This is a genomic window from Brevibacillus parabrevis (assembly GCF_003710905.1).
GTDB classification, from domain to species: Bacteria; Bacillota; Bacilli; order Brevibacillales; family Brevibacillaceae; genus Brevibacillus; species Brevibacillus parabrevis.
The window spans coordinates 1-15,003 of the sequence record NZ_RHHV01000007.1 but is presented as its reverse complement, the minus strand read 5'-3'; the positions used below and the strand labels follow the sequence as shown (position 1 = coordinate 15,003).

At 49.7% G+C, this 15,003-nt stretch carries 16 protein-coding genes and 5 tRNA genes; 5 read left to right on the top strand and 16 right to left on the bottom strand.

Annotation, left to right across the window (positions count from 1 at the left end):
* Positions 1-2 precede the first annotated feature (2 nt).
* A complete protein-coding gene (rpoN, locus tag EDM60_RS08965) occupies positions 3-1,376 on the bottom strand; it encodes an RNA polymerase factor sigma-54 (RefSeq protein ID WP_122963670.1) in 1,374 nt (457 codons plus the stop codon).
* A 224-nt stretch (positions 1,377-1,600) separates the two neighbouring features.
* Between rpoN and EDM60_RS08960 the strand changes: the two genes are divergently transcribed.
* A tRNA-Arg gene (locus EDM60_RS08960) sits at positions 1,601-1,675 on the top strand.
* A gap of 130 nt (positions 1,676-1,805) precedes the next feature.
* Here the strand turns inward: EDM60_RS08960 and EDM60_RS28495 are convergent.
* A complete protein-coding gene (locus EDM60_RS28495; protein WP_167470261.1) occupies positions 1,806-1,958 on the bottom strand; it encodes a hypothetical protein in 153 nt (50 codons plus the stop codon).
* Positions 1,959-2,170: 212 nt separating this feature from the next.
* Between EDM60_RS28495 and EDM60_RS08950 the strand changes: the two genes are divergently transcribed.
* Together EDM60_RS08950 and EDM60_RS08945 are read left to right on the top strand one after the other, a co-directional pair.
* A complete protein-coding gene (locus EDM60_RS08950; protein WP_122963668.1) occupies positions 2,171-4,045 on the top strand; it encodes a PAS domain-containing sensor histidine kinase in 1,875 nt (624 codons plus the stop codon).
* A 36-nt stretch (positions 4,046-4,081) separates the two neighbouring features.
* A complete protein-coding gene (locus EDM60_RS08945; RefSeq protein WP_122963667.1) occupies positions 4,082-4,219 on the top strand; it encodes a DUF4023 domain-containing protein in 138 nt (45 codons plus the stop codon).
* 244 nt (positions 4,220-4,463) lie between these two features.
* Here EDM60_RS08945 and EDM60_RS08940 read toward each other — a convergent pair whose 3' ends face one another.
* Together EDM60_RS08940 and EDM60_RS08935 are read right to left on the bottom strand one after the other, a co-directional pair.
* Positions 4,464-5,681, bottom strand: coding sequence for a branched-chain amino acid ABC transporter substrate-binding protein (locus tag EDM60_RS08940; RefSeq protein ID WP_122963666.1), 1,218 nt, complete (start codon positions 5,679-5,681; stop codon positions 4,464-4,466).
* A 394-nt stretch (positions 5,682-6,075) separates the two neighbouring features.
* Positions 6,076-6,540 carry a copper amine oxidase N-terminal domain-containing protein gene (locus tag EDM60_RS08935; RefSeq protein ID WP_122963665.1) on the bottom strand — a complete coding sequence of 155 codons (465 nt, stop codon included), beginning with the start codon at positions 6,538-6,540 and terminating at the stop codon, positions 6,076-6,078.
* A 221-nt stretch (positions 6,541-6,761) separates the two neighbouring features.
* Between EDM60_RS08935 and EDM60_RS08930 the strand changes: the two genes are divergently transcribed.
* Together EDM60_RS08930 and clpP are read left to right on the top strand one after the other, a co-directional pair.
* Positions 6,762-6,983, top strand: a complete 222-nt coding sequence (locus EDM60_RS08930; RefSeq protein WP_063230986.1) for a hypothetical protein — start codon at positions 6,762-6,764, stop codon at positions 6,981-6,983.
* A 131-nt stretch (positions 6,984-7,114) separates the two neighbouring features.
* The gene (clpP, locus tag EDM60_RS08925) at positions 7,115-7,717 is read left to right on the top strand and encodes an ATP-dependent Clp endopeptidase proteolytic subunit ClpP (protein ID WP_122963664.1); all 603 of its coding nucleotides are present in this window, start codon (positions 7,115-7,117) and stop codon (positions 7,715-7,717) included.
* Positions 7,718-7,776: 59 nt separating this feature from the next.
* On the opposite strand, the gene EDM60_RS08920 is transcribed toward clpP, so the two are convergent.
* The 12 genes from EDM60_RS08920 to EDM60_RS08865 all read right to left on the bottom strand — a co-directional run bounded on the left by EDM60_RS08920 (position 7,777) and on the right by EDM60_RS08865 (position 14,970).
* On the bottom strand, positions 7,777-7,956 hold the full coding sequence (locus EDM60_RS08920) for an H-type small acid-soluble spore protein (protein ID WP_122963663.1): 180 nt from the start codon (positions 7,954-7,956) through the stop codon (positions 7,777-7,779).
* Between the two features lie 13 nt (positions 7,957-7,969).
* Positions 7,970-8,164: a hypothetical protein gene (locus tag EDM60_RS08915; protein ID WP_063230989.1), complete on the bottom strand. Its 195-nt coding sequence runs from the start codon at positions 8,162-8,164 to the stop codon at positions 7,970-7,972.
* A gap of 123 nt (positions 8,165-8,287) precedes the next feature.
* Positions 8,288-8,545, bottom strand: a complete 258-nt coding sequence (locus tag EDM60_RS08910) for an HPr family phosphocarrier protein (RefSeq protein WP_063230990.1) — start codon at positions 8,543-8,545, stop codon at positions 8,288-8,290.
* 49 nt (positions 8,546-8,594) lie between these two features.
* The gene (gene whiA, locus EDM60_RS08905) at positions 8,595-9,542 is read right to left on the bottom strand and encodes a DNA-binding protein WhiA (RefSeq protein ID WP_122963662.1); all 948 of its coding nucleotides are present in this window, start codon (positions 9,540-9,542) and stop codon (positions 8,595-8,597) included.
* A gap of 9 nt (positions 9,543-9,551) precedes the next feature.
* Positions 9,552-10,562, bottom strand: a complete 1,011-nt coding sequence (locus EDM60_RS08900) for a gluconeogenesis factor YvcK family protein (RefSeq protein WP_122963661.1) — start codon at positions 10,560-10,562, stop codon at positions 9,552-9,554.
* Positions 10,563-10,646: 84 nt separating this feature from the next.
* Positions 10,647-11,528: an RNase adapter RapZ gene (gene rapZ / locus EDM60_RS08895; RefSeq protein ID WP_122963660.1), complete on the bottom strand. Its 882-nt coding sequence runs from the start codon at positions 11,526-11,528 to the stop codon at positions 10,647-10,649.
* A 235-nt stretch (positions 11,529-11,763) separates the two neighbouring features.
* Positions 11,764-12,723: a thioredoxin-disulfide reductase gene (gene trxB, locus EDM60_RS08890; protein ID WP_122963659.1), complete on the bottom strand. Its 960-nt coding sequence runs from the start codon at positions 12,721-12,723 to the stop codon at positions 11,764-11,766.
* A gap of 58 nt (positions 12,724-12,781) precedes the next feature.
* The gene (locus EDM60_RS08885; RefSeq protein ID WP_122963658.1) at positions 12,782-14,431 is read right to left on the bottom strand and encodes a tetratricopeptide repeat protein; all 1,650 of its coding nucleotides are present in this window, start codon (positions 14,429-14,431) and stop codon (positions 12,782-12,784) included.
* A gap of 151 nt (positions 14,432-14,582) precedes the next feature.
* Positions 14,583-14,658, bottom strand: a tRNA-Gly gene (locus EDM60_RS08880).
* A gap of 40 nt (positions 14,659-14,698) precedes the next feature.
* A tRNA-Lys gene (locus EDM60_RS08875) sits at positions 14,699-14,774 on the bottom strand.
* Positions 14,775-14,779: 5 nt separating this feature from the next.
* Positions 14,780-14,855 (bottom strand) — tRNA-Phe (locus EDM60_RS08870).
* A gap of 38 nt (positions 14,856-14,893) precedes the next feature.
* Positions 14,894-14,970: transfer RNA gene (locus tag EDM60_RS08865), tRNA-Asp, on the bottom strand.
* Positions 14,971-15,003 lie beyond the last annotated feature (33 nt).

Below are 15,003 nucleotides of genomic sequence, written 5' to 3'. Positions count from 1 at the left end.
TTTTAAAACCTCTTTCGTTTGGCCGAGGATGGAATCAGCATTTCCTCCCGATACTTGGCGACCGTGCGGCGAGAAATCTCGATTCCTTCTGCAAGCAGCATTTCCCCCAGCTTCTGGTCGGAGAGTGGCGCCTTGCGATCCTCCTGCTCAATCAGCGCCTTGATTCTGCGTTTTACGCTCTCGGAGGACGTTGCAGACCCGCTGGAAGTGGTGAGTGCCGAAGTGAAAAAGTATTTCAGCTCGAAAATTCCCCGCGGCGTTTGCACGTATTTGTTGCTGGTTGCCCGGCTGATCGTCGATTCATGCAAGCTGACGCGCTCGGCGATTTCCTTTTGCGTCATCGGCTTCAAATAATGGATGCCCCGGTCAAAAAAGTCGCGTTGCATGTCCACGATCGCCTGCGTTACGCGCATGAGAGTCAGACGGCGCTGTTCCAGGCTCTTCGCCAGCCACATGGCGGCGTTGAGCTTGTCGTGGATAAACTGCTTCGCTTCTTCCTGGCTTTTTTGCTGACTGAGCATTTTTTCATAAAAGCTGTTGATTTTCAAGCGCGGAGCCGCCACATCGTTGACTAGCACCACGTACTCGCTGCCGACTTTTTCCACGGTCACGTCCGGGATGACGTATCTTGTCTCGGATTGAGAGAACTGAGCACCCGGCCTGGGATTCAGCGTCCGAACGAGATCCGCCATCGTCTGCACTTCCTGCGGCGTGCAGCCTACTTTGTCGGCAATGCGCTGGTAACGGTTGTCTGCGAGGTCTTGCAGGTGGTTGCGGACGACCATGACGATCTTCTCGTCATCGAGCGCCAGGTGCTCCAACTGCAACAGCAAACATTCCTCCAGACTGCGCGCCGCTACTCCTACCGGGTCAAAGTGCTGCAAGACCGACAGTACATCCTCAATCTCCAGCATCTCTACTCCGAGATTGCGGCTCGCTTCCTCCAGCGTTATTTCCAGGTAACCTTTTTCGTCCAGGTTTCCGATCAAAAACAGTGCGATTTGCCTTTGCAAAGGGGAGAAGCCCTTCACGTAGCCAAGCTGCCGCTCCAGATGCTCATACAAGTTTTCGCTGCCTTGCTGAACATAATCCAACGGGTTGTAAGTGCTTTCATTTTTTGCCGGAGAGTACTCACCCGTCGCGCGGTTGCCAACGATTTCCTTCCAGTCAATCTCTGGCGTCGGCTTTTCGGCTTTCGCCGAGGCCACTTCTCCCGCTACTTCCAGGTCGAATACAGGATTTTCGTTGGCCTGATCCTGCAAATAGGAAATCAGGTCAACAGCTGAGTATTGCAATATGGTAATGGCTTGACGCAATTCCGGCGTCATCACTAATTTCAGCGTCTGTTCTTGATACAACCCCAGTCCCATGTTCATGAAGTTCGCCCCCTTCCCACTGCTTCTTGCGAGATGTCTCTTTAATTTTCATTATATTCGTTCTCTCTTGCAATTTTCCTGCCAATTTTTGAAGATGATCTGCAAAAATTAATGCTCCGCTTCTGTTCACACTCATGAAAAAAAATCACACAAAATCTCGTTTTTCGTTTGCATTTTCCTGTGGTAATCCCTTATAATTGATTAGTGTCACCCATTCACATCATACGCCTGTAGCTCAGTGGATAGAGCAATGGTCTCCGGAACCATGTGCGGGGGTTCGATTCCCTTCAGGCGTACCATATGAAAAAAGACTGGACTCGCTCCAGTCTTTTTTGTTTTTTCGCGGTCTGACCTTGTCTTTCTACCTGAAAGCCTGCGACAGCACATCCCCATCGCAGGCTCACAGGCAAACCATTCATTCGTTCTGCGCTACTGATCCAGCTCTTTCTGCGCCAGTTCTTTCCCCGGAAGCGGATCTACCTGCTCCGGTTTGCGGGCATAAGCTTTGTTTGTAATCAATATCGTGAGTCCGATGATGAGGACAAAGACAATCACCAACGCAACAATAAACCCCGTACTCATGCAAGACACCTCCGCCTGTTTTCCTTCTTTCATTATAGCCTATTTTTTCGTCCAGTTTGAACCGTCCTCCGTTTGCCAATTTTTCGTTTTCCATATTGTCCCTTTCTATTCTGAATTTGGTGATAGGAAAATAACCCCAATAGCTCGAATACTATGACTATCTTGACACGAATCTGCAAATCCAAATAATTGAATGCCAAGGCAGGATAGCTATGACAGATAAGCTCACGCCCACATACAAGTGGAAAAAAAGGCGCTCCCACCCCGACGCGGCGAGACTCTTCTTCCCGGATCAGATTTTGAAAGCATTTTTTCACTTTACGACAGACGCCATCTCGATCAGTGACATGAACAACCAGATCGTTTTGGTCAATCAGGCATTTGAACAGTATTACGGCTGGTCGCTTGCGGAAATCAACGCCTCCCCGTACTGCTTTATCCCGGACGAGCTTGTCAACGAGACGAGACAGTTGTTTGATGCCGTCCGAAACATGGGCGTGCATTTGACCAACTACGAAACGATCCGCAGGCGAAAAGACGGCACGCAGGTGGAGGTTACGTTGTCCGCCGCCCCCATACGCGACGCAAACGGAAGCATCATCGCCGCTTCGTGCCTCACGCGAGACATTTCCGAGCGCAAACGGGTCGAAAAAGCGTTGCTTCAAACAGAAACCAAGTATCGACTGTTGATAGACCATACCCAAGATATCGTCACGATTTTCGACGAGTCGCTGAAGCGTGTCTACGTTTCCCCCTCTGTCGAGCAGCAATTGGGCTATTTGCCTTCCGAACTCGTCTCCCCCGGCAGCCTGGAGATTACACATCCAGACGATTTCCCCCTGCTTTTGACCAAGAAGCAAGAAATTTTCGAAAAGAATCAGCCGGTTTTCCTGGAATTTCGCTCCCGGCACAAAAATGGAACATGGATTTCTTTTGAGACACGCGGGATTCCCGTTGCTTCCGAGGATGGCACGGTGAAAAACGTCATGTTTGTCTCCCGCAATGTCATGGAGCGCAAAGTATCTGAAGCGGCCTTGTCCAAAATCAGAAAAGAAAGCCAACTTATCGCGGAACACACGGACGATTTGATTTTGATTACCGACAAGCACGGAGACATCGTCCACCTCTCTCCCTCATACGAGCGAGTCACGGGAACGATGAGGCATGCCGGCAAGCTGTCCTTCAAAAACATTCACCCGGATGATCTGGAGCGCGTCGACCTGCAATTTCAAGATTTAATGGAAACGCTGGAGCCGCGAACGTGTGAATTTCGCTATCGCACGGTGAGCGGCGACTGGCTCGTGCTGGAGGCAAAAGGAACCCCGATCCTGGCCGACAACGGCGAATGCGACGGCTTCATTATCGTTTCCCGCGATATTACCGAGCGGAGAAACAACGAAATGCTGCTGCGCAATGCCGAGAAACTCTCTGTCATCGGCGAGCTGGCAGCGGGCATCGCTCACGAAATCCGCAATCCGCTCACTTCGCTGCGCGGCTTTATTCAGCTGTTGAAGCCGACGCTGGTTGATCATCAAATGTACGCAGACATCATGCTTTCCGAGCTGGATCGAATCAATTTCATCGTCAGTGAGTTGCTCGTGCTCGCGAAGCCGCACAACGTCAAGATCAAATCTCTCCCGCTGGTCTTCTTGCTGAAAAATGTGCTGACCTTGCTGGCGTCAGAAGCAAACTTGAAGAACATCCGCTTCCACACCGCTTTTGGCTGCGATCCTCTCATCTCCGGGGAAGAAAACCAGCTCAAGCAAGTGTTTATCAACGTCATCAAAAATGCAATCGAGGCCATGAGCGGGCATGGAGATGTCACCCTGACCACTTCGGCAAAAGCCGCTGGCCAAGTGGTCATCACGATTACCGACAATGGCTGCGGCATACCGGAAGAGCTGCTTCCCAAGCTGGGCGAGCCTTTTTTCACGACCAAAGACAATGGAACCGGATTAGGGCTGATGATCAGCCGCAAAATCATCAAAGACCACGACGGCCATCTGGAAGTGAGCAGCAAGCCTGGGGAAGGAACTACGGTAAAAATCACGTTGCCGATTGTCGCCGCTGAAAAAGGGCTATCCTAAAGAAAGGCGTCAAGCCAAACCGCATGGAGGTGCCCGATGGATTTTACCAAGCTGAGTACGAGTGAGTTCGTCGCCAAAATTCATGAATCACAAGCCAAAAATCTCAGAAGCCGCAAGCATCAAGGCTACGGCCATCCGGAAAAACGCCTGCCGAGCAAGCAAGGAATCTGGTAAACACAAAAACCCACCCAGGAGCTTATCGCTCGCTTGGGTGGGCTTTTGCTTATTGCGGGTCTTGCTTATTCAGGTTGCGATCTCGCTCGGACTTTTGCTTTTGCGTGCCCTGCGTCTTGCTGCTGTGTCCCTGATTGCCGCCGTTTTTCGTATTGCGATTGTTTGACATGCGAATCCCTCCTCATGTTAGCTGGTCTTCGTGCCAAACGTAGTATGTCCGAAACGGCCTGATCATACTGAGCGATTATTTCGCTTCCCCGATGTATACTTTTTGACCGTTCTCGTATTTGTACACGTATACGGACGCGAACTCGTTGTCGCCTTTTTCGTTGAACGTTACGTTAACGAATTTGCCTTTGTAGTCTTTTGTTTTGTGTACAGCTTCCAGCACTTGCTCACGGGTTGGCTTTTTGCCGCCGTTCGCTTTGATCGCCTCTTCCAAACCGCTGAGCATTACACCCATGGAGTCATAGCCAAAGGATGTGAAGATACCCACTTTGTTGCCAGTCGATTTTTCAAAGTCTTCGATCCATTTCTTGCCTTCAGGTGTAGCCCCTACATCGCCGACAGTAGAAGTGAACACTACGTTGTTCGCGTTTTCGGCACCAGCGATTTTCACCAGGTCAGCAGAGTCGTAGCCGTCTCCACCCATGAAGATGCCTTTGTAGCCTTTTTCGCGCGCTTGCTTCACGATAATGCCCGCATCGGAGTAGTAACCGCCGAAGTAGATCATTTCCGGATTTTTGGATACGATCTGGTTGATGACGGCACTGTAATCTTTCTCTCCAGCTGTTACCCCTTCAAAGCCGACAATTTCCACGCCGTCTTTTTCAAATTGCTTTTTCACTTCTTCAGCAAGCCCTTGACCGTAAGCAGCCTTGTCGTGCATGACGAACGCTGTTTTTACGCCCAGTTGGTTTTTCGCATAGATCGCTGCCTTGGAGCCTTGCTGATCGTCACGCGCACAGATGCGGTGTACGATCTTTTTGCCTTGCTCCGTCAGGTCAGAGCCTGTCGCAGATGGCGATACCATGACGAGCTTCTCTTGATCGTATTGAGCAGCAGCAGTGATGGAGGCACCCGTTGTTGCGTGGCCTACAACCCCTACTACATCAGGATTGGAAATCAACATTTGTGCGACCGCTACCCCTTGTTTCGGGTCAGCCTGGTCGTCTTGTGCGGAAAGCTGTACTTCAAAGCCGAGTGCTTTGAACGCCTCTTGTTTTTCTTTCAGGGCATATTCAGCACCTGCTTTGGCCGTGCTTCCGTAATCGGAATATTGACCGGACATCGGACCGACTACAGCGATGACCAGTTTTTCCCCAGCCCCTCCGCCTCCGGTGCTTCCGCCGCCGTTTGCATTCGATTGTGGTGCGCTGGACTGGCCGCCCCCGCAGCCTGCAAGCAATGTCCCCAGTGCTACGGTAGCAGCCAGGATCGACAGTGATTTTTGTTTCTTCATAGCGAAACATCCCCCTCTTTATTTACGTGCAAACTATGAATCACTCTTTTATTGTAGGATATTTTAGAAAATTTGCAATAGAAATGATAATATTTTGGTTGTTTTATTGTGGAAGTTTATATTCCTCTATGATATATTTTCTGAAAATTAAATAAAATAGCCACACCCGTGAAAGGTGCGGCTTCTTTTTTGGTAAATATTTGTTACTCTTTGTATTTTTGGGAATACGCTTTGCACATAACGTATATAGCCACTACCACAAAGCCAACCAGCAACGCTACACTGGCAAACGTGGTTCCTTGCATTTTTGTAAGTCCCCTCTCGATTGCGCCTGCTTTTTCTCTATTATACGAGAAGCCACAGGGCAATCACAACGGAGGAATCATCCAAAGCGTTACTTGTTGATCTCAGTAGTCAGTTTGTATGTCCATGTTTTTGCATCGTAGGACACTTTTGCACCAAGCTCTTCCGCGATGAACACCAGCGGTACCAATACGCCACCAGTCACTGGACGCGGCGGGTTTGCTACACGGGTTTCTTTTCCGTTTTTGTATGCAAACGTGTTGTTTTCATACATGCGCAGGCCGTACTTGTTGTCTTTGGAAACCAGCAGCGATTTGGTTGTGGAATCCCAAGCAGCTGCACCGCCCAGTGCGACTGCCAAAGTGCTTGCATTGACATAAGCTACCCCGTTCTCGGTCACGATGTCCTGAGGAAATGGCAGCTCTTTGCCGTTAAGTTGAACCGTGATTTTGATTTGTTGTTTGGCAGGTGCCGTTTGAGCAAAAGCCGCTGTTGCAGCTACGCTTCCGGTCAGCAAAGCAGCTGTCAGCATCAATGTGGAAAACTTGCGAAGCATAATAAACACCCCTTGATTGTTATGAAATGAATTCCAATTTTGTGTTTTTCGACACAAATCTTCATATTCCTCCTTTTTTGTTCCATACTTTTCCTATGTAAAGGATTAGCCAATTATGCCAAAACTATGGGAATCAACGCATGCTATCCCGCGAACAAATGTTTTTGTGCACAACCTGTGGATAAAACTGTGGATAATTATAAAGATGGGAGGGTGCCTTCATGGCAGGCGAGCGATTTTTTCTGATATACCAGGAAGCCAGTGACGAAGAATGCCTGTTGACGATCCAGCCGTACAAAAATCAGCAGGAGCTGGCAGAAGCCATCAATCACTTATCGGCCTTGCAAATAGACGAGTATACGATCATCAAAGGGAAAAAAATGAAGGCGACGCTCAAGCTTGCCGTTGATCTGGCGGAAGCGGAGGACACAGAGGAAGAATGAAATCATTCGTTCCGCCATAGGTTTAGAGAGAGACAATTTGGCAACCATGGTAGGGAGGGCGTGCACTTATGTGTTTGACCTTCATTGACCTTTTGTGTATGATAATCTTACAAAGAGAGGAGGAAGACTAGATGCACATGAATTTGATTCCAACCGTCATTGAACAGACAAACCGCGGTGAACGTGCTTACGATATTTATTCGCGCCTGCTCAAAGACCGCATCATCTTTCTGGGAACTCCCATCAACGACACGGTAGCCAACATTGTGGTGGCCCAGCTGTTGTTCCTTCAGGCGGAAGATCCGGAGAAAGACATTCATCTGTACATAAATAGCCCGGGCGGTTCCATCACTGCCGGCATGGCGATTTACGATACGATGCACTTCATCAAACCTGACGTTTCCACCATTTGTATCGGAATGGCTGCTTCCATGGGAGCTTTCCTGTTGGCTGCCGGAACAAAAGGCAAGCGCTATGCCCTGCCGAACAGTGAAGTCATGATTCACCAGCCTCTGGGCGGTGCACAAGGTCAAGCAAGCGATATCGAAATCGCGGCAAAACGCATTTTGAAAATGCGCGACCACTTGAACACCATCCTGGCTGAACGGACAGGACAGCCACTGGATCGCATCCAAAAAGATACGGATCGCGACAACTTCCTCTCCGCTGCGGAAGCAGTAGAGTACGGACTGATCGACAAAGTGATTACTTCCGAGCCATCTGCGAAAAAGTAACGACTTTCGTCACAAAAACACTCGTGCCAACGACTGGCCGAGTGTTTTTTGCATCTACTTCACAATTCCTCCAACTGGCTGACATACACAGTCAAGCTGTTGCCCGGATTTCTTTCCTGATGAATACGCGCTGTGGACGTCTTCTCATCGACAGAGTCGATCCATACCGATTCACCCTGGTATTCTACCTTTATTTTCTCAGGAGAATAAAGGATTGCCTGCGCTCTTGTCAGATCCATGGCTTCGTCCCTCTTATCGCTCGTTTTCTAAGGCTTGCTGCGCGGAGCTTGCCCCTGTCATCGTATCCACGCTGGTTTCTTCGATCAGACCGTTCTGATCAGAAACGATTCCGCCGCCAAGCCCTTCATTGATCATCCGGTCGATGTCCATGTCATAAGAATCCCGGCCTTCGTTGCAGCTATCCTGACACGTGTCACGATTGCTCATGAGTCATTCCTCCTTTTTGCGCTCTACATTGTTTAGCAATACCCTCCGTTCACGAAATTGATGCATGGGCATCTGTACAAAAAAAGACACTCCCCTTTCGGGACAGTGTCTTCATCCATCTGTCTACTCTTCCTTGCTTACCAACGTCGAGAGGCTCGATACTGCCTGGGAGGCATCCGGCCCTTCCGCCAAAATGGTAATCTCCGTTCCGGAGCTGATCGCGAGGCTCATGATACCCATGATGCTTTTCGCGTTAACTTTTTTGTTGCCTTTTTCTACGAATACTTCCGATACAAAGCGGTTGGCCTCCTGCACGAAAAAGGCAGCCGGACGAGCCTGCAAACCGGTCTTCAACTGAACCACAACCTGCTGTTGAACCATGAATGGACCTCCTTACTTGTAGACTATTATCCTTTAGTATAGCATGCAATTACATCGAAAGATTTTGTTTTTCTCGTATTTTGTCAGCGATTTCATTAATTTTTCGCAAGCGGTGATTAATTCCCGATTTGCTGACAACTCCACTCGGGACCATTTCCCCCAACTCTTTCAAATTGATATCGGGGTGAGCCACGCGAAGCTCCGCCACTTCCCGCAGACGTCTGGGCAAATTCTCCAGCCCCATTTCCTGATCGATGAGCTGAATGTTTTCCATCTGTCTTGTGGCAGCGTTTACCGTTTTGTTGATGTTGGCAATCTCGCAATTATGCAGCCGGTTTACAGAGTTTCGCATGTCCTTGACGATCCGGACATCTTCGAAGTACAAGAGAGCCTGATGCGCACCGATAAGACTTAAAAACTCGGTAATTCTCTCGCCCTCTTTTATATAGAGGACGTACCCTTTTTTCCGCTCGATGCACTTGGCATTTAGTTTATACCGATTGGCGATCTTGGTCAATGCTTCGCAGAAATCCTGGTAGGAAGTGAATATTTCCAGATGGTAGCTGGACGCTTCCGGGTGATTGACCGATCCGCCCGCCAGAAAAGCTCCACGCAGGTAGGCGGCCCGGCAACACGACTTTTTCACGATTTCAGGAGCGATCCCCGGTACGAACGAGAGACTGCTGTCCATGATCGCCAGGTTTTGCAAGATCTCATTGGCCTGGTTGGGTATACGCACGATGTAGACGTTATTCTTTTTCAGACGCATTTTTTTGCGGACGAGCAGCTCACAGTGCGTCTGAAACAGCTTTTTGATCAAGGTGTAAATCCTTCTGGCAATCGCCGCGTTTTCCGTCGTCACATCCAGCACCAGGCGTCCTGCCCCGAACTGCAAGCTCCCATTCATGCGGATCAAGGCAGACAATTCGGCCTTGTTGCAGCAATCGGCGCCCTCCATCATGGTCAGTTCTTTCTTGGTATGTGCGGCGAATGACATCGAACTTCACTACTCCTTCTCTATCTTCAGCACCTTTCGTCTGCGCTTGACGAGTGAAACGACTTGCTTGCTTACTGCATGCGCATCATGACGCAGGTAACCGTCCTCGAATGTGACCAGCGGCTTTGCAACAATATGCAAGCCGAGCTGACGCAGCTTTTTCAGATCGCACGGGACGGGAGCAGCTCCTTTTTCCGCGTATTTCTCCAATACGTGGTTCGGCAGCTCTGCTGAGTTGACAATGATCGTATCTAAAAATGATTCGTTAACATGTTCGTACATAACCTGCACATGCTTGGAGGCGGAAAAACCGTCCGTCTCTCCTGGCTGTGTCATTACATTGCAAATGTAAATCTTTGGGGCCGTAGAGCGTCTGAGCGCAGCAAACAAGCCTCGCACCAGCAAATTGGGCAGTATGCTCGTATACAAGCTGCCCGGGCCAATTAAAATGGCATCCGCCTCGGCGATGGCCAAAAGAGCTTCGCTCAGCGGCACAGCATCCACAGGATCAAGGAAAACCCGTTTGATTTCCTTGCCCGTCAGCGGTATTTGGGATTCGCCCACCACGATGGAGCCATCCGTCATCTCCGCTTTCAGACGAATGGATTGCGTAGATGCAGGCAGTACATCTCCTCGCACTGCCAAAACTCCGCTTAACGTTTTCACTGCGGTCACAAAATCTCCCGTGATTTCGTTCATCGCCGCAAGTAGTAGATTTCCCAAATTATGCCCTGCTAATCCCGTGCCTGAGGAAAAACGGTACTGCATGACTTTTTCCATCAACGGCTCCGTATCGGCCAAAGCAGTCAACACATTGCGAATGTCTCCCGGTGGCAGCATATCCATTTCCTCGCGCAGACGTCCCGAGCTTCCCCCATCGTCTGCTACGGTTACGATCGCTGTGATATGCACCGGCTCATGCTTCAGACCGCGCAAAAGGACGGACAGACCCGTTCCTCCGCCAATGACGACAATTCGTAATGGCCTTGACTGTAGCCTCCCCATTCCCTTAGTAGGCATATGTCACCTCATTATTTCTGATACAAATAAACAGGTGGCTATCTCATGTGCATCGTCTTGCTTTTTCTTCCTGCCATCCTATGCTCACTTGTTCTTTTCCATGTCTCGATGACTGACACGGATGGTAAAATCTTTTCCGAACGTCTCCCCCAAATGCTCGGCGATGGCGACTGAACGGTGTTTTCCTCCCGTGCATCCGATGCCGATCACCAACTGGCTTTTCCCTTCCCGCTGGTAATGCGGCAACGTATACGCCAAAAAGTCCGTCAGCTTCTCGATGAACTCTTTTGTTTCCTTGTGTTTCATCACGTAATCAGCCACTTCTGGATCACATCCGGTCTTGGGCCGCAATTCGTCCACGTAGTGAGGGTTTGGCAAAAACCGGACATCAAACATCAAGTCCGCGTCAATCGGCGTACCGTATTTAAAGCCAAACGACAATACATTGATCGTAAGGGGTGATCCTTGTTGTGCGTATTGGTTGATGATTTTTTCACGAAGCTGTGCCGGCTTCATTTGACTCGTATCGATAATCTGATGCGCCCAGCCCTTCATTTCCTGCAACAAGCGGCGCTCAGCATGTATTCCTTCCAGAGGGGAACCGTTCGGTGAAAGCGGATGTCTGCGACGGGTTTCCTTGTAACGGGAAACCAGCGTTTGATCGTTCGCATCGAGATAGAGGATGTGGTACGACAATCCCTCCATCTGCTCCAGACTCTCGATCGTTACGGACAGACTTTCGAAAAACTCCCGTCCCCGCAAATCGATAACCAAAGCGACACGCTCAATACTCCCGCCAGACTGTTTGACCAACTCGGCAAATTTGGGAATCAGTACAGGGGGCAGGTTGTCGACGCAAAAATAACCCAAATCCTCCAAGCTTTGTACAGCAACTGTTTTTCCCGCACCTGACATTCCGGTAATGATCAGGAGATTAATGGCCTTGTCGTTTCCCAATTCCGTCACGCAACTCGCCTCCTACGATTCTGACAATAGCATACCATAATCACTGCCCTATTCGCACCTTTTTGGGCGCTTCCCCACTTTTCCCATCTGTTTTTCCAAAGCGTACAAGCTGTTTTTGGACAAAAAAAGATGCGCGACTGCATTCTCAGCCACGCAACAATGTTTATATAGATAAGGGGGTCAATTCATTGTCTTTATCTTACCCTTGAATTATTTCACCCATGTTACAAGCACGTTAAGAGATTGTGACATTTTGTTCCTTTATCTTTTCGTTCAGCTCTTCCACGTAATGTTGCGCGGATTGAGCAGCGATCGAACCGTCTCCGGTCGCGGTTACGACTTGACGCAGCATTTTTTCACGAACGTCGCCGGCTGCGAACACGCCTTTTACTTTCGTGTACATTTTTTCATCAGTCACAATGTAGCCAGCGTCATTGGTGATGCCCAGCGAACGGACGCTTTCTGTCAGTGGGTCCATACCTACGTAGATGAACACGCCATCTGTCGCAAACTCGCTTTGCTCACCTGTTTTGGTGTTTTCCAAAAGAACGGATTGAACTTTTCCTTCACCGCGAATTTCTTTGACGGCGGAATCCCAGATCACTTCGATCTTTTCGTTTTCAAAAGCGCGTTTTTGCAAGATTTTTTGGGCGCGGAACTGATCACGACGGTGTACGATCGTTACTTTGGAAGCAAAGCGGGTCAAGAATACGGCTTCCTCAACCGCAGAGTCTCCGCCGCCTACTACAACCAGCTCTTTGTTGCGGAAGAAAGCTCCGTCACATACCGCGCAATACGAAACGCCGCGGCCGGACAGTTCTTTTTCTCCCGGCACTCCGAGCAGACGGTGCTCTGCTCCGGTAGCAACGATCACAGATTTCGCCAAGTATTCCTTGTCGCCTGCGATGACGCGTTTGTACGGCTCTTCATCGCGGATTTCCTTGATCTCGCCATAAGCGTACTCAGCGCCGAATGACTGCGCATGTTCAAACATTTTGGTAGACAGGTCAGGTCCGAGAATGGAGCTGAATCCTGGATAGTTCTCGATTTCCTCGGTGTTGGCCATCTGACCGCCCGGGATGCCTCTCTCCAGCATCAAAGTGCTCATATTGGCGCGGGAAGTGTATACAGCAGCCGTCATACCAGCAGGGCCGGCTCCGGCGATGATCACATCATAAACTTTTTGATCGCTCATATATGTTGCCTCCTCGTCTGACACGCTTCTTTATTTATAGTTATTATAAAGTAATAATCTATTTAAAATCAAGCGTCGACAATACTTTGACACACTTCGAGACGGTTGCAGCCGAAACTCCGTACTTTTGAGCCAGGTGCGCTTGCGACTTCTTGCTGTTTACCACAGTTCCGTATACATATTCTAATGCAGCGATCCATGCAACTGCTTTCCGCACTTGTACTTGGCTGAGCATATATTCATGATGCACGTTCCACACCTGAAGGCACCACTCTCCTGCCTCCTGCTGGCCCTCTGCGATCAAGTAGCGGTGAATGCCCTCTTCCACACTCATCTCACCTTGTACGATCCCCGTGTGGCTGGCGTGCTTTGCCGAGTCCGGCGCATCCTCAGGCATCGCCGCCCCCATGTCAGCCAAAGCGAGCAACGCCAGCTTTTGCAGTTGAGGGTTGTCCGTCTGGTAGTAAAACTGGCGAACGGCATGTTCAGCCTCGTCATCGCCGATCAACGACAAAGTTTGCAAAACGGCGAATTTGACTTCGTCCCGCCCATGCTGCAAAGCCCACAAAAGCGAAGCACGAATCATCGGATCGTTTTTGAAATCCTCTACTCCCGTAAAAGGCGCTTTTTCCCACGAAACATCGCGTTGCGGAGGATTGTATTGATAAGGGATCGGCTTTATAGTTTCCCCTTCTTGCTCGCTTTTTACCATGTGAATGTACTGGTCAGCAATTCCGGATTCCGGGTCCATCTGCTTTGCTTTTTGCCACCAGCGCAGTGCCTGCTCTTTTCGTCCGCTCAAATACGCCGAGATCGCCGCGTAGTGGTACGTGCAAGCCTCGTGCGGACGGCCAGCGCGCAGCATTCGCTGATAGTGGAAGAAAGCTTCGTCATGCTGTCCCAGGACTCCCATGGTCGTCGCCAGCTTGTAGGTGTTCTCCGGATGGAACGGCACGACTTTTTTGAGCATGTCCATCAAAGCCAGCAGCTCAACAGTATGGTTGTGATGGGAGAGCAAAACAGCCAGATTGCACAAGGCATGCAAATTGCCATGCTCTTTTTCCAGCGTCTTCTCGATCGTCTCCATCGCTTGCTGGAAGTCGCCCACGTAATAATAGGCGAGGGACAAATTGTTCCAGGCTGGCAAAAAGTCAGGGTCGGCTTCCACGATTTCTTTCAAAATGTCCAAAGCCTCCAGGAAGCGACCTTCTTCCAAGCTGCGACGTGCCCGCTCATGTTTGCTGTACACATCTTCATTTTCGCTCGGGAGAAAATGACGCGGCGGCAAGTCCAGCTCGAAGTAAATGTAATCGAGCAGTTCTTCCGCTTCCTCCCGATAATGTCCGTTGCCGGCTTCCTGCAAATAGCGCACAGCCATTTCTTCAGCCATCTGGTAATCTTCGAGATTGGCGTAGTTGTTCGCCATGTAGAAATACACTTCTACCATGGACGGGTCCCATTTTTCTATAACCTCATAGAGGACTTCATTCGATGCTTCAAACTGCCCCGTCTCAGCGAGGGCACTAGCCAAATGACAGTGGCACTCAGCGTTGGCTGGTTCCATCTCGACAGCCCGCCGAAACGATCGCAGTGCTTTCTCATAGTCGTACCGATTCAAAAAGCGCATACCACGGTCAACAAAAAAAGTGGCATCTTGTTTGAAGTCAACGACAGTCGTTTTTTTCAAAATACTTTTGGTATGTTTCATAAAACCTCCAACATCGTAGGAGCAGCACTTCAAGTATCGTACCAGAAGCGGTGCCAGCCTACAAGCTGACTCGTCTTTTAAAGTGTTCATTTCACAGGTAAAAGCAGGAAAACACCACTGGCGCATAGCAAGTGGTGTTTACGAACGGAAATGGAGCGGACGACGGGTCTCGAACCCGCGACCTTCGCCTTGGCAAGGCGACGCTCTACCAATTGAGCTACGTCCGCATAGTTTATCGTGTTTTCTTTTTCTATGTTTTGTAAAAACTGGTGAGCCATGAAGGACTCGAACCTTCGACCCTCTGATTAAAAGTCAGATGCTCTACCAACTGAGCTAATGGCTCTCACATGGTGGCTCGGGACGGAATCGAACCGCCGACACGAGGATTTTCAGTCCTCTGCTCTACCGACTGAGCTACCGAGCCACATACTTTTTCGCCATTTCTTCTCTAGAAACAAGAAATGGCGGAGCTGACGGGACTCGAACCCGCGACCTCCGGTGTGACAGACCGGCGTGAACTCCAACTTCACCACAGCTCCATTATGGAAGGTTTTGTTCCTTCAAAACTGAAT